This window comes from Agrobacterium sp. 22-3639C2, from assembly GCF_053522105.1.
Genome location: NZ_JBNWDB010000005.1, coordinates 314,122 through 328,164, shown reverse-complemented (window position 1 = coordinate 328,164; position 14,043 = coordinate 314,122). Strand labels below are relative to the sequence as shown.

The following is a 14,043-nucleotide window of genomic DNA, read 5'->3' as shown; positions in this document are numbered from 1 at the left end:
TCGCAAGGCTGCTTGGCGCAGAGCTAAATCCGAATCCTCCTCGACGGCAACAATTTTGTGCGTTATATGATTTTTGTTCGTATATCGCACAAATGGAGCGTGACATGGCCGTCAATGAAAGAGACATGATGGGCGGTCTCGCCAAGGGGCTGAAGGTGATAGAGGCGTTCAGCGCCGAGCGCCCGCGCCTGTCCATATCCGATGCCGCTGACATCGCAGGCCTTGACCGCGCCACCACGCGGCGCTGTCTGCTGACACTGTCGGAAATGGGTTACGCCGCCTATGACGGCAAGTTCTTCACTGTGACGCCCAAGGTTCTGCGGCTTGGAACCGGCTGTCTTGCCACCATGCCGCTACCGCGCATCGTCCAGCCCCTTCTCGACCGTCTTTCGGAAGAGATCGGCCACAGCACATCAGTCTCCATTCTGGACGATACCGAAATCGTCTATGTGGCGCGCGCCGCCCAGCAGCGGGTCATGTCCATCGCCCTCATGCCTGGCTCGCGCCTGCCCGCCTATTGCACGTCCATGGGCCGCGTTCTCCTCTCAGCCCTTACACCGGAACGGCAGCGCGAGGTCCTGGAACACTCGCGGCTGGTGGCACGGACGGAAAAGACGATGACCGGTATCGACGCCCTGCTCGAGGAACTCGAAGCGACCCGCAATCGCGGTTATGCCCTGATCGATCAGGAGGTGGAGATCGGCCTTCGCTCCATTGCCGTGCCGGTGAAAACCGTGCGCGGGCAGACGGTCGCAGCACTCAATGTCGGGCTTGCCGCCTCGGTAGCGTCGATGGACGATCTGGTGGAGCGTTATCTGCCGGCACTGCTTTCCGTTCAGCGTGAACTGGGAAGAATGCTTGCCTGAGGTGAGGCCGAAGCCGCGCCGTCATCTCCCATTTTCCGCCGTTCAGCCAATCGCCATGCCCGGGGTGTCATGCCTGTTTCCCGCTTGAAGAAGCGGTTGAAATAGGCCGGGTCGGCAAAACCGAGATCTTCCGCAATCATCTGCACGGTCGATACGGTGAAGATCAGTTCCTGCTGGGCGATCTCGATCTGGCGCCTGGCGACAAGCCGTTGCAGGCTGAGGCCGGAAACGGAACGGACGAGACGGTTAAGATGGGTCTCGGAAAGGCCGAGCTTCTGCGCATAAAACGCCGCCTTGCGCGGCTCGCGAATATGTCGGGCGATCAGTGACAGCAGGAGTTCGAAGCGCTGTTCCGCAGGGCCTTCCCCGGTTCTCTCCAGTAGAGGCCGCGCCGCTCGCGCAAGAAGCGCAGCCACGGTAGCAAGCTGACCTTCGATCATGGCCTCCCGGCCTATCTCGTGGCTTTCATACTCCGCGGAGATATGTTCGAAATCCCTGCGCAATCGCTCGCCCTCGGAGAAATCCTGCAACGGCAACAACACGGGCTGCTGGAAATTCCGCAGCAGCAGCGCCTGCACGGATGCGGCAAGCGCGCCGGGCAGCACGGTGACGATCACCCCGCCAATATCGCGCGAAAAACGAAAGCCGTGCTCGAAACCCGGCGGCACGACAATGGCGACCGGTGGGCGGATAGCCTCGGTGCGGCCATCCAGCAATGCATCGCCCTCGCCGCCCCAAATGTACAAGATTTGCAGGAACGCGGCATGCCGGTGCAGGCCGATTTCAAAGCGATGCAGGCTGCTTCTGGAAAAAAGCGTCTCGCAATGAAAGCGGAAAGCGGTTCCTTGCGCTGTCTCCTCACCATATAGGCCTTCATTCGCCGCAACCCGCATGTCACCCCCGGCTCCACTCATCATGATCGAATTGTGCAATTTACGGATCAGAAAGTCCATTGAGCTTGTCGCGCGCTTTGGTCAATTTCCTGACAGGAGACAATTCCGGGAGGAAACTAATGCGCACCAAGGTCGTCATCATCGGCTCCGGCCCTTCGGGTCTGCTGCTTGGTCAGCTGCTTGCCAATGAAGGCATCGATACCGTCATTCTCGACCGGGCCGGCAAGGACTACATCCTCGGTCGGGTCCGCGCCGGGGTGCTGGAAGAAGGCACAGTGCACCTTCTGGAAAAGGTTGGCGCCGACAAACGCCTGCACAAGGAAGGTCTGCCGCATGACGGTTTCTCGCTGGCCTTTGACGGGCGCGATCACCGTATCGACCTCTTCGATCTTACCGGCGGCAAACGGGTAATGGTCTACGGTCAGACGGAGGTGACGCACGACCTGATGGATGCCCGCGAAAAAGCGGGGCTTACCACAATCTATGAAGCCTTGAATGTGGAGCCTCATGATTTCGATGGTGCCAGCCCCTATGTCACCTATGAAAAAGACGGCGTAAGCCATCGGATAGATTGTGATTTTATTGCCGGATGCGATGGGTTTCACGGCATCAGCCGCAAATCCGTGCCTGAGCGCTCGATCAAGGAATTCGAAAAAATATACCCGTTCGGCTGGCTCGGTATTCTGGCCGAAGTGCCACCCGTCAGCCACGAACTCATCTATGCCAACCATCCCAGTGGTTTTGCGCTCTGTTCCATGCGCTCGCACACGCGCAGCCGCTATTACCTGCAATGTTCGCTGGAAGACCGGCCGGAGGACTGGAGCGATGAGCGCTTCTGGGATGAAATCCGCCGCCGCCTGCCGGAAAACCATGCCGATGCCCTGGTGACTGGGCCGTCATTTGAAAAATCCATCGCACCGCTTCGGTCCTTCGTGTGTGAACCGATGCGCTTCGGGCGATTGTTTCTGGCGGGCGACGCCGCCCACATCGTGCCGCCGACCGGCGCCAAGGGCCTCAACCTTGCGGCCAGCGACGTGCATTATCTCAGCGAGGCGCTCATCGAATTTTATCGTGAAGGGTCGGAAGCGGGCATCGATTCCTATTCGCAGAAAGCGCTATCTCGCGTCTGGAAGGCCGTGCGCTTTTCCTGGTGGATGACGACAATGATGCACCGCTTTCCCGATACCGGCGAATTTGGCCAGCGTATCCAGGAAGCGGAGCTGGATTACCTCGTGCATTCCCGCGCTGCCTCCACGGCGCTTGCAGAAAACTATGTCGGGCTTCCCTATTAGGAAACAGTTTCGGGCTTCGGGTCGAGCAGTTCGCGCGCAGCTTCGCGAATGGCCTGTATCAGTAGCGACAGCGGCAGTGAGGGCTGCGTATCGGCCCGCACCGTCAAGCCGACCGGACCGCTGGTATCGCCGGTATCGACCGGCAGGATCGCCAGAGTTCCATCTGCCACATCGCCTGCGACCACGCCTTCCGAAATGATCCAGACGGCATCACTGGTGCGCAGGAACGCGCGGCCAAACGCATCCGATACCGTTTCGATGCGGATCGGCAAGGCCGGCACCCCATTGGCGATCAGGAACTGCTCGACGATGGGACCGATTACCGACTGGCGGGTGGGGATCAATACCGGGAACTCGTGCAGGTGATCGAAAACCGAAATGCCCGGCGACAGCAGCGGATGGCCGGCGCGCACGACGAACCGCACCTTTTCGGAATAGAGATGCTCGAAGGAAAAGCCCGCCATCTTTTCCGGCGCAGCCAGGCGCCCGACGACTAGATCCAGATCGCCGACGCGCAACTGCTCCAGAAGAACGGCATTGTCACCGGTGACGATCTTGACCGGGCTGCCGGTTTTTTCCGAAAGAAATCCCGCCATGGCTTTCGGCATGATCCTCACCGAAACGGTCGGCAAGGCACCGACGCGAACCGGCGGGCCGGCACGCGCCGCCTCCTGCGAGACGGAATCGACCGCATGGCGAAGTGCCGTCATCGTCGCCCCGGCATGGCGCAGGAACACCTCGCCATAGCGGCTGATGCGGATGCCGCGCCCCTCGCGGTCGAACAGCGAGACGCCGAGAATCTCCTCGAGTTCGCGGATGGTTTTCGTTACCGCCGGCTGGCTGACATGCAGGATTTCCGCCGCACGAATGACGCTTTTCTGGCGCGCCACCTCCACGAAGGTCTGAAGATGCCGGAACTTTATACGCTGCTCGACCATCGAACATATAATCCATTGGTTATATTTTTCACCGATAATGTCATTTTACTTAACCGGAACGTGCTTGCAATATCGTCAACAGGAGGACGTACATCATGCATTTTCTGCGCTGTGGCGAAAACGCGATCCATTATCGTGCGCACGAACTGGAAAGCGGCAAGCCGGTCATCGCCTTTATCAATTCACTTGGTACCGATTTCCGTATCTGGGACGCGGTGATTGCGGAACTTGGCGACAAATATGCTTTCGTCCTGCACGACAAACGTGGCCATGGCCTGTCCGATATCGGCCGCCCTGCCTATTCGATAGACGATCACGCGGACGACCTGATTGCCATCCTCGATCATCTTTCCGTCAACAATGCGGTCATCTGGGGTCTGTCGGTCGGTGGACTGGTTGCACAGGGAATTTATGCCCGGCGTCCCGATCTCGTGCGTGCCCTTGTGCTCAGCAATACCGCCCACAGGATCGGCACCGCCGAGATGTGGAACGCGCGCATCGACAAGATCGCCGCTGACGGCCTTGCCTCGATGATCGATCCGGTGATGGAGCGCTGGTTCACACCAGCCTTTCGCCAGCCGGACAACGTGGTTTATGCGGGTGCACGCAACATGCTTTCCCAACAGCCGGAGGCCGGTTACAGCGGCACCTGCGCCGCCATACGCGATGCCGATTTCACGCACGAAGCGGGCCGCATCGCTGTTCCGACGCTCTGCGTGGCGGGCGATGAAGACGGGTCGACACCGCCAGCACTGGTGCAATCGCTGGCGGACCTCATTCCCGCAAGCCGTCTCGCCACCATTACACGCTGCGGCCACATTCCTTGCCTTGAACAACCGCTCGCCTATGCGCAGGCGGTCGGTGATTTTCTGAAGACCTTGCCGGAGCACTGACAGATGGCGGACAATATCGATAAGAACGAGAGATTTGAGCAGGGCATGAAAACGCGCCGCGCCGTGCTCGGTGACGCGCATGTCGACCGCGCGCAGACGGTGACGACGGGGTTCGACCAGCCGTTTCAGCAGCTCATCACCGAAGCGGCCTGGGGCACGGTGTGGTCCGGTAACCACTGGACGAAGCGCGAGCGCTCGATGGTCACCATCGCCTTGCTTGCCGCACTCGGTCAGGACGAGGAGCTCGCCATGCACGTGCGCGCCACCGCCAATACCGGCGCCACCGAAGCGGATATTCGCGAAGCGCTGCTGCATGTCGCAATCTATGCCGGCGTTCCCGCCGCCAACCACGCTTTCAAGACCGCCAAGCTTGCTCTGGCCGGCATGAAAGCCGATAGTTCCCGCGACGAGGAGGAGACGAAATGAGTAATACAAAGCCCGAAACCGGGCCGTTCTTCGCACGCGACCGCGACATTCATCCGCTGGCCTATGCTCCCTGGTACAAGACCTCTGTCCTGCGTTCTCCGCAGCGCGCCCTGATTTCGCTGGAAGGCACCAAAAGCGAGATCACCGGGCCGGTTTTCGGCCACAGCCTGCTGAACGAGCTGGATAACGACCTGATCCTCAATTATGCCCGCCCTGGCGAAATGCCGATTGGCCCGCGCATTCTGGTCCACGGCCGGGTGCTGGACGAGCGCGGCCGCGGCGTGGACGGTGCGCTCGTGGAATTCTGGCAGGCCAATGCCGGCGGGCGGTATCGCCACAAGAAGGAAACCTATCTCGCCGCCATCGATCCGAATTTTGGCGGCGTCGGCCGCACGATCACGGATGAGAACGGTTATTACTGGTTCAAGACCATCCAGCCTGGCGCTTACCCCTGGCCGAACGGCGTCAACGACTGGCGGCCTGCCCATATCCACTTCTCGGTCTTCGGCCACGGCTTTGCCCAGCGGCTGATAACCCAGATGTATTTCGAAGGCGATCCGTTGATCTGGAAATGTCCGATCGTCAAAACGATCCCGGACGAGGATGCGATCAAGCGGCTGATCGCGCCGCTGGATATGAATTCAAATATTCCCATGGACATGCTGGCATACAAGTTCGACATCGTGCTTCGCGGCCGCCGCTCCACGTTTTTCGAAAATCGCAAGGAAGGCAACTGATCATGGTCCAGCCGCTCGGTTATCTCAAGGAATCAGCATCGCAGACGGCAGGTCCATATGTCCATATCGGCTGCACCCCCAATTTCGTTGGCATCGAGGGCGTGTTCGAAAAGGACCTGGGCTCCGGCGCGCTCTATAACGACAAGGCTCGCGGCGAACGCATAAGCGTGCGTGGCACGGTCTACGACGGCGCTGGCATGCCGCTGAAAGACGCCCTGATCGAAATCTGGCAGGCGGATACGGACGGTTATTACAACAGCCCCAGCGAAACACGCGGCAAGGCGGATCCGAATTTCACCGGCTGGGGCCGCTCGCCCGGCGACATGGATACCGGCGAATTCATCTTCGACACCATCAAGCCCGGCAAGGTGCCCTTCCGCGACGGCCGGTGGATGGCGCCGCACATCACTTTCTGGATCGTGGCGCGCGGTATCAATATCGGCCTGCAAACCCGCATGTATTTTCCCGAGGAGCAGGAGGCCAATGCCGCTGATCCGGTCCTTGCCCGCGTCGAGCAGAAAAGCCGCATCGCCACGCTTGTCGCCAAAAAGGAGGAAGGAAACATCTATCGTTTCGATATCCGCCTTCAGGGCGAGGGCGAAACCGTGTTTTTCGACATCTGAGCGGAGCTGTAACCTGAGATGAGCCTTTCCCCCTTCGAACATCCGTTTCTCTCCGGCCTTTTTGGCGACAGCGAAATCGTTGAGCTGTTTTCGGCCAGAGCGGATATCGATGCCATGATCCGTTTCGAGACGGCGCTGGCGCAGGCGCAAGCCGGGGCGGGCGTCATAGAAGCGGATGCGGCGGATGCGATCGTCTCGCGCCTTTCCGATTTTGCCGCCGATACCACCTCGCTTCGCCATGGCGTCGCCAAGGACGGCGTTGTGGTGCCGGAACTTGTCCGGCAGATGCGGGCGGCGGTTGCCGGTACTGCGGCGGAAAAGCTGCATTTCGGCGCCACCAGCCAGGATGTCATCGATACCAGCCTGATGCTGCGGCTGAAGGCGGCAGCGGAAATCATCACGGCACGGCTCGGCCGCCTCATCGATACGCTGGGTGATATTGCGGCCCGCGATGGCAGCAACCCGCTGACGGGATATACCCGCATGCAGGCCGCCATCGCCATCACGGTCGGCGACAGGGTGGCAAGCTGGATCGATCCGCTGGAACGGCATCTGGTTCGGATCGACACGTTTTTGCAGCACGGTTTTGCCGTCCAGTTCGGCGGCGCGGCCGGCACGCTGGAAAAGCTCGGCGACAATGCCGGCACTGTCCGCGCCGATCTCGCAAAGCGTCTCGGCCTTTCTGACAGGCCGCAGTGGCACAGCCAGCGCGACGGTATCGCCGAGCTTGCCAATCTGCTGTCGCTCGTCACCGGCACGCTTGGCAAGTTCGGGCAGGATATCGCGCTTCTGGCCGAAGTCGGCGCCGAAATTCGCATGAGCGGCGGGGGTGGTTCCTCGGCGATGCCGCACAAGCAGAACCCGGTCAATGCGGAAACGCTGGTGACGCTGGCACGCTTCAACGCCGTGCAGATTTCGGCGTTGCACCAGTCTCTCGTTCACGAACAGGAACGTTCGGGCGCGGGCTGGATGCTCGAATGGCTGTCGCTGCCGCAAATGGTGACGGCAACGGGGTCCTCACTCCTGATCGCCGAGCGCCTCGCGGGGCAGATCGACCGGCTGGGAGCAAGCGAAGAATAAAGAGGGAATGACAGATTTTCGCGAGGACTGAGCGGCCTTCGGGCGCTTTTGCCAGCGAGATGGGAATGGCGCGGGCGCGCGATGAAAACGCTTGCGACCAATCACATTAGTCGTTGATAAAAAACGACTTTCTTGAACAAGATGAATGAAGAAAAAGTGATCTTTAAGCTGTTTCTAACCGGAGTTGGCGCTTGACACAAAATTGAACTAACTGGTACAAACATTCAGGTTAACGCTATGCTGGCACAGAAGTGTGGAGCTTCCCCGGCACGGTAAAAACAAACGGAGGGCTTTGGAGCCACAGGGTTTCCAAAGCGATGCGAACAAGGCGAAACGTCTGTTCGGACCCGAACGGGTTGGGAGGAAATATGTCTTACAGTCTCGATTTTTCGGCGGTTATAGACCGTCTGCCCGAGCTGCTTCTGGCCTGTCTTGCAACGATCGGCCTTGCAATCGCCGGCATGTCGCTTGCCACCGTCATCGGGGTTCTCGGCGTCGTGGCCCGCCGCTCGCGCTTCAAGCTGCTGCGCGGTCTGGTCATCGGATTCGTGGAAGCCATTCGCAACACGCCGTTTCTGGTGCAGATATTCTTCATCTTCTTCGCCCTGCCGCAAATCGGCATCAAGCTTAACCCCACGGTCACGGCAATCATTGCGCTTGCGTTGAACGGCGGCGCTTATGCCATTGAAATCATTCGCGGCGGCGTCGATTCCATTCCCAAGGGTCAGGTTGAGGCGGGATTGGCGCTTGGCCTGCACCGGGCGCAGATCTTCCGGCACATCATTCTGAAGCCGGCGCTTCGGGCGGTCTATCCGTCACTCACCAGCCAGTTCATCATGCTAACGCTGACCACTTCGGTCTGTACCTCGATTGCGGCTTACGAGCTGACCTCGGTGGCCCAGCAGATCGAAGCGGACACCTTCCGCTCCTTTGAGGTCTATTTCTCGATCACGCTGCTTTATCTGGTCATTTCCTCGCTGATGATGGGGGTATTTTCCCTCATCTCCCGCACATCGTTCAGCTATCCGGTCAAGTGAGGAAAAGACAATGGCATCCATCGGTTCCAACGAATTGTTCTTCCTGCTGCAGGGCCTGAAATGGACCCTTGCGCTGACCCTGATCGGCTTCATCGGCGGCGGCATTTTCGGTCTTTGCGTCGCGCTTGGCCGCGTTGCCGAAACCCCGGCGATCCAGCGCGCCAGCACCGGCTTCATCGCGATTTTCCAGGGCACACCGCTCCTAATGCAGCTTTTCGTCGTTTATTACGGCGTGGCGCTTGCGGGCCTGAATGTCGATGCCTGGATTGCGGTCGCCATCGCATTCACCCTGCATGCCAGCGCCTTTCTGGGTGAAATCTGGCGCGGTGGCATCCAGGCTGTGCCGAAGGGTCAGACCGAAGCCGCCAACGCGCTTGGCCTGCACTACGTGTCGCGAATGAAGGACGTGGTTCTGCCGCAGGCCTTCAAGATTTCGCTGCCCGCCACCATCGGTTTTCTGGTGCAGCTCATCAAGGGCACGTCGCTTGCCGCCATTGTCGGCTTCGTCGAACTGTCCCGCGCCGGCCAGATCGTCTCCAACCAGACGTTCCGTCCGCTGACGGTCTTTGCCATCGTCGGCATCATGTATTTCCTGATCTGCTGGCCGCTTTCCCTGTGGGGCGCCAGTGTAGAAAAGCGGATGCAAGCCGCTTCCCGCTAATACCCATCAACATGTCATCAAGCTTTGTAAGGAGGAGCAAAAGATGAAATCCAACGGTAAATTCTCACGTCGCACCCTGCTCGCGCTCGCCGCAGCAACGGTCGCCCTTCCCTTTATCGCACCGGTCGACGCCTTCGCCGGCACGGTGGATGAGGCCAAGGCCAAGGGCAAGGTCGTAATCGGCATTCAGGGCGACAATTCGCCATGGGGATTCGTCAATTCGAGCGGCGTTCAGGACGGCCTCGATGCCGATATCGGCAAGGCGTTTGCCGAATATCTCGGCGTCAAGGTGGAATTCGTACCGCTTGCCGTGGCAAACCGCATTCCGGCCCTTCTGACGGGCAAGGTCGACCTGCTGTTCGCAACCATGGGCATGACCGCCGAGCGCGCCAAGACCATCCAGTATTCCAAGCCCTATGCCGGTAACGTGCTTTCCGTCTACGGCCCCAAGGACAAGAAGATCGGCAACTATGACGATCTGACCGGCGTTTCCGTCGGCGTTCCGAAGTCCAGCGCCATGGACACGGCGATCACGGCAGGTGCAGGCTCCAAGGCTAAGATCCTGCGCTTTGACGATGATGCCGCCAACATTCAGGCACTGATTTCCGGCCAGGTAGAGGTTGTCGGTGGCAACCAGTTTTATGGCGACCGCCTCAATCAGGCTGCCAACGGCAAATACGAGCCGAAGTTCGACCTGACGACGCTTTACAACGGCGCCGGCACCCGTCCGGGTGAAAAGGACTGGAACGAGACCGTCAACGCCTTCCTCGACAAGATCAAGTCGGATGGTCAGCTTGCCAAGATCTACGACAAGTGGATGAAGCGCGAAGTTCCCGCTTTCCCGGAAAGCCTGCCGGATATTCCTTTCACCGTGAAGTGAAGACCGGAAGAGGCTGGATTGGGAGGAGTAACCAATGGGAATCTTTAACAAACAGACGCGTTGGCGAACAGCCATCGCCGTCGGATTGGCAGCTTTGCTGCCAATCCTGACACCCGCAGGCGCAGAAGCCAGAACACTTGAAGAAGCAAAGTCCAGCGGCAAGATCATCATCGGCATTCAGGGCGACAACGCGCCCTGGGGCTTCATAAATTCCTCTGGTGTTCAGGAAGGTTATGATGCGGATTTGGCCCGCGGGTTTGCGGAATATCTTGGACTGAAAGTGGAGTTCGTACCGCTTGCAGTCGCCAACCGCATCCCGTCGCTTCGCACCGGAAAGGTCGATGCCCTGTTCGCGTCGATGGGGATGACGCCGGAACGCGCGAAAAACGTACAATATGCGCAGCCTTACGCGCATAACGTCATGTCGGTCTATGCCACCAAGGACAAGAAGATAGCCAACTTCGACGATCTCACGGGAATGACCGTCGGCGCGCCGAAATCCAGTCCGATGGACACGGCTTTGACCGCAGGTGCCGGCACCAAGGCAAAAATTCTGCGTTTCGACGATGACGCCGCCACCATTCAGGCGATCCTGTCGGGCCAGATCGAGGCAATCGGCGGCAACCAGTTTTATGGTGACCGTCTCGCAGCCGCTGGCGGCAAGGATTATGAGGTAAAGTTCGACCTCGTGACCCTCTACAACAGCGCCGCCACGCGCCCCGGTGAAAAGGACTGGAACGAGGCACTCAACGCTTGGCTCGACAAAGCCAAGGCCAATGGCGAGCTCGCAAAAGTCTATGCCAAATGGATGAAGCGCCCGGTTCCGGACTTCCCGGCCTCGCTTCCTGACATTCCCTACACCGTTAACTAACGCTGCTTCCCAGCATGAAGGAAAGTTCCATGTCGCAATCCTCCGCCGCACAGGCTCCGCTGATCGCCCTTGAAGGGGTTGGAAAGTGGTATGGAGCCTTCCATGCGCTGAAAGGCGTCAACATGACGGTTCGCAAAGGCGAAAAAATCGTTCTTTGCGGCCCGTCCGGTTCAGGAAAATCCACCCTTATCCGCTGCATCAACCATCTGGAAGAAATCCAGGAGGGCAAGATCACGGTCGAGGGAACCACGCTTTCGGATTCGACCCGCGCCATCGATGCGGTTCGCCGTGAAGTGGGCATGGTGTTCCAGAGCTTCAATCTCTTCCCGCACAAGACCATCATGGAAAACTGCACCCTGGCGCCCATGCGGGTGAAGGGCCTGTCGAAAGCCGATGCGGAAGCGACCGCGCGCAAATATCTGGAGCGCGTGCGCATTCTCAATCAGGCCGATAAATATCCGGCGCAGCTTTCCGGCGGCCAGCAGCAACGCGCAGCGATTGCCCGTGCGCTCTGCATGGAGCCGAAAGCCATGCTGTTCGATGAGCCGACTTCGGCGCTTGATCCGGAAATGGTCAAGGAAGTGCTCGACACAATGATCGGTCTTGCCCGCGACGGCATGACGATGATCTGCGTGACCCACGAAATGGGCTTTGCCCGGCAGGTTGCCGACCGTGTGGTCTTCATGTCGGAAGGCGAAATCATCGAGGAAGGCCCGCCGGACGAGTTCTTCCGCGATCCCAAGCACCAGCGTACCCGCACATTCCTCGGCGAAATTCTCGCCCATCACTAAGGCTCACCCGGAGCCGACAGGCAGGCGGGGATGACCCCCGCCTCTCCCACCACGTTCGATGAGCGATGACCTGATCATGACAGACACCAAATCCTTCAAGGTCGGCCTGATTGGCGCCGACATCCAGCTTTCCAAATCTCCCGCGCTGCACATGCGCGAAGGGGCTGCCCACGGCCTCGATTATTCCTATGAGCTTGTCGATGTCGTGGCGCGCAAGCTGCCGGAAAGCGCGCTTCCCGATCTGCTCAATGAGCTGGAATCGCGCGGCTTTGCCGGCACCAACATTACCCATCCCTTCAAGCAGGCAGTGCTTCCGCACCTGCATGAATTGTCTGATGATGCCCGCATGCTCGGCGCGGTCAACACCGTCGTCTTCAAGGACGGACGTCGCATTGGGCACAATACGGACTGGTACGGATTTTACGAAAGCTTCATGCGCGGCCTGCCGGATGCGAAACGCGACCGGGCGCTGCTGGTCGGTGCTGGTGGTGCAGGTGTTGCGGTGGCCCATGCGGCGCTGAAACTCGGCATTACCCATCTCGATATCTGCGACCGCGATTTCAGCCGCGCAGATCATCTGGCTGCCGAACTCAACGCCCGTTTTGGCGAAGGCCACGCCTTTGCCGTGAAAGACCCGGCAGATTCCCTGCCCTTCGCGGATGGGTTGATCCACGCCACACCGATGGGCATGCCCGCCCATCCCGGCATGCCGGTCAAGGCCGACCTCCTTGAACAACGGCACTGGGTGGCCGATATCGTTTATATGCCGCTGGTGACCGAGCTTCTTGCGACGGCGGCCCAAAAAGGCTGTCGCACCCTGCCCGGCGGCGGCATGACGGTGTTTCAGGCTGTTGGCGCGTTTCGGCTGTTCTGCGGCCGTGAACCTGATGCCGAGCGCATGACGGCACATTTTACCGAAATTTGCACGAAAGAGGGTGTGGCGTGAGCCTTTTCACCATACTTAACGGACCGAACCTCAACCTGCTCGGCCAACGCCAGCCGGAAATCTACGGCTACGAAACGATGGCCGATGTGGAGGCCAATTGCCGCGCGATTGCCGAGGCGGCGGGCCACGAGATATTCTTTGCCCAGAGCAACCGGGAATACGAGCTGATAGACTGGATCCATGCGGCGCGCGGCACATCGGCAGGCATCGTCATCAATCCCGGTGCCTTTACCCATACCTCGGTGGCGATCCTCGATGCACTCAATACCTTCGAGGCACCGGTGATAGAGGTTCACATTTCCAACATCCACAAACGGGAGATCTTCCGCCACCATTCCTATATCTCGACGCGCGCCGAAGGCGTGATCGCCGGTCTCGGCATCGAAGGTTACGGGGTGGCGCTCAGCCACCTCATCGGCCGTCTTTCCCGATCTTCGTGATATGGTCCGGGCTCAGCACATATCGCAACACCATGTCGCTGACGTGATGCGACAATGTTTGCTGACCCTTCTCGGTAAACAGCCCGTCGCCGAAGATGAACGAGAAGGTTGCGACGTTCGAGACGTTGAAAAAGGACAGCGCGCTGATCTGCCAGTGAAGTTCCAGCGCGTTGATGCCGTTGCGGAAAATGCCACTCTTCTGGCCGCGCAGCAGCACGCTTTCCAGGGCATCGATGGCCGGCCGGTTGAGCTGGCGGATCGTTCCGGACGATTGCATGTGCCGGCCGTGATGAATGTTCTCGATCATCACCATGCGGATGAAAGCCGGGTTGCGGCGATGGTGATCGAAAGTGAACCGACAGAGCTTTTCGAGCGCCGCAACCGGCTCCAGACCGTCCAGCTCCAGATCGCTCTCGCCGCCACGCACCTTGGCATAGGCTTCTTCAAGAACGCGCTGGTAAAGCCCTTCCTTGTCGGTAAAATAATAATAGATCATCCGCTTGGATGTACGCGTGCGGGCGGCGATCTCGTCGATGCGCGCCCCCGACAGGCCGTTTTGCGAAAACTCCTCCATCGCAACGGAAAGAATGTCTCGGCGCACGCCTTCCGGATCGCGCTTCGCCTGCCGGGTTTCGCTGGTGCCGTTCGAAGTTGCGCTTTTTGTCATGA

General features: G+C 59.4%; 17 protein-coding genes. 14 read left to right on the top strand and 3 right to left on the bottom strand.

All coding sequences use genetic code 11. The annotated features are described in order from the left end of the window. Window positions 1-104 precede the first annotated feature (104 nt). Complete coding sequence (locus ACQZ6D_RS21930) at window positions 105-866, top strand: IclR family transcriptional regulator (protein ID WP_112199253.1); 762 nt, start codon at window positions 105-107, stop codon at window positions 864-866. Here ACQZ6D_RS21930 and ACQZ6D_RS21925 read toward each other — a convergent pair. Continuing rightward, window positions 836-1,759 carry a helix-turn-helix domain-containing protein gene (locus ACQZ6D_RS21925; protein ID WP_145166907.1) on the bottom strand — a complete coding sequence of 308 codons (924 nt, stop codon included), beginning with the start codon at window positions 1,757-1,759 and terminating at the stop codon, window positions 836-838. The two genes, ACQZ6D_RS21930 and ACQZ6D_RS21925, sit on opposite strands and share 31 nt — an antisense overlap. 119 nt (window positions 1,760-1,878) lie before the next feature. Between ACQZ6D_RS21925 and pobA the strand changes: the two genes are divergently transcribed. Beyond that, complete coding sequence (gene pobA / locus ACQZ6D_RS21920; RefSeq protein ID WP_448730060.1) at window positions 1,879-3,051, top strand: 4-hydroxybenzoate 3-monooxygenase; 1,173 nt, start codon at window positions 1,879-1,881, stop codon at window positions 3,049-3,051. On the opposite strand, the gene pcaQ is transcribed toward pobA, so the two are convergent. Next, window positions 3,048-3,989, bottom strand: coding sequence for a pca operon transcription factor PcaQ (gene pcaQ / locus ACQZ6D_RS21915; RefSeq protein WP_019567002.1), 942 nt, complete (start codon window positions 3,987-3,989; stop codon window positions 3,048-3,050). The genes pobA and pcaQ overlap by 4 nt on opposite strands. Window positions 3,990-4,084: 95 nt before the next feature. On the opposite strand from pcaQ, the gene pcaD reads away from it, so the two are divergent. The 12 genes from pcaD to aroQ all read left to right on the top strand — a co-directional run bounded on the left by pcaD (window position 4,085) and on the right by aroQ (window position 13,374). After that, window positions 4,085-4,882 carry a 3-oxoadipate enol-lactonase gene (pcaD, locus tag ACQZ6D_RS21910; protein ID WP_448730061.1) on the top strand — a complete coding sequence of 266 codons (798 nt, stop codon included), beginning with the start codon at window positions 4,085-4,087 and terminating at the stop codon, window positions 4,880-4,882. Between the two features lie 3 nt (window positions 4,883-4,885). Continuing rightward, window positions 4,886-5,308 (top strand): 4-carboxymuconolactone decarboxylase, encoded by a 423-nt coding sequence (gene pcaC / locus ACQZ6D_RS21905; protein ID WP_004431033.1) that lies wholly within the window; start codon window positions 4,886-4,888, stop codon window positions 5,306-5,308. Beyond that, a complete protein-coding gene (pcaH, locus tag ACQZ6D_RS21900) occupies window positions 5,305-6,045 on the top strand; it encodes a protocatechuate 3,4-dioxygenase subunit beta (protein ID WP_060642656.1) in 741 nt (246 codons plus the stop codon). The genes pcaC and pcaH overlap by 4 nt, the downstream gene beginning before the upstream one ends. Before the next feature lie 2 nt (window positions 6,046-6,047). Then, the gene (gene pcaG / locus ACQZ6D_RS21895) at window positions 6,048-6,668 is read left to right on the top strand and encodes a protocatechuate 3,4-dioxygenase subunit alpha (RefSeq protein ID WP_025595017.1); all 621 of its coding nucleotides are present in this window, start codon (window positions 6,048-6,050) and stop codon (window positions 6,666-6,668) included. A gap of 18 nt (window positions 6,669-6,686) precedes the next feature. After that, window positions 6,687-7,748, top strand: a complete 1,062-nt coding sequence (locus ACQZ6D_RS21890) for a 3-carboxy-cis,cis-muconate cycloisomerase (RefSeq protein ID WP_448730062.1) — start codon at window positions 6,687-6,689, stop codon at window positions 7,746-7,748. A gap of 368 nt (window positions 7,749-8,116) precedes the next feature. Next, on the top strand, window positions 8,117-8,785 hold the full coding sequence (locus tag ACQZ6D_RS21885; RefSeq protein ID WP_004431026.1) for an amino acid ABC transporter permease: 669 nt from the start codon (window positions 8,117-8,119) through the stop codon (window positions 8,783-8,785). 10 nt (window positions 8,786-8,795) lie between these two features. Further along, on the top strand, window positions 8,796-9,446 hold the full coding sequence (locus ACQZ6D_RS21880) for an amino acid ABC transporter permease (protein WP_004431025.1): 651 nt from the start codon (window positions 8,796-8,798) through the stop codon (window positions 9,444-9,446). Between the two features lie 43 nt (window positions 9,447-9,489). Further along, window positions 9,490-10,326, top strand: coding sequence for a transporter substrate-binding domain-containing protein (locus ACQZ6D_RS21875; protein WP_004431022.1), 837 nt, complete (start codon window positions 9,490-9,492; stop codon window positions 10,324-10,326). Window positions 10,327-10,360: 34 nt separating this feature from the next. Further along, complete coding sequence (locus tag ACQZ6D_RS21870) at window positions 10,361-11,197, top strand: transporter substrate-binding domain-containing protein (protein WP_448730064.1); 837 nt, start codon at window positions 10,361-10,363, stop codon at window positions 11,195-11,197. Between the two features lie 29 nt (window positions 11,198-11,226). After that, complete coding sequence (locus ACQZ6D_RS21865) at window positions 11,227-11,988, top strand: amino acid ABC transporter ATP-binding protein (RefSeq protein ID WP_004431018.1); 762 nt, start codon at window positions 11,227-11,229, stop codon at window positions 11,986-11,988. 58 nt (window positions 11,989-12,046) lie between these two features. Beyond that, window positions 12,047-12,934 (top strand): shikimate dehydrogenase, encoded by an 888-nt coding sequence (locus ACQZ6D_RS21860; RefSeq protein ID WP_410171756.1) that lies wholly within the window; start codon window positions 12,047-12,049, stop codon window positions 12,932-12,934. Further along, on the top strand, window positions 12,931-13,374 hold the full coding sequence (aroQ, locus tag ACQZ6D_RS21855) for a type II 3-dehydroquinate dehydratase (protein ID WP_004431014.1): 444 nt from the start codon (window positions 12,931-12,933) through the stop codon (window positions 13,372-13,374). Before ACQZ6D_RS21860 ends, aroQ begins: the two co-directional genes overlap by 4 nt. On the opposite strand, the gene ACQZ6D_RS21850 is transcribed toward aroQ, so the two are convergent. After that, window positions 13,346-14,041, bottom strand: coding sequence for a TetR/AcrR family transcriptional regulator (locus ACQZ6D_RS21850; RefSeq protein ID WP_004431011.1), 696 nt, complete (start codon window positions 14,039-14,041; stop codon window positions 13,346-13,348). The two genes, aroQ and ACQZ6D_RS21850, sit on opposite strands and share 29 nt — an antisense overlap. Window positions 14,042-14,043 lie beyond the last annotated feature (2 nt).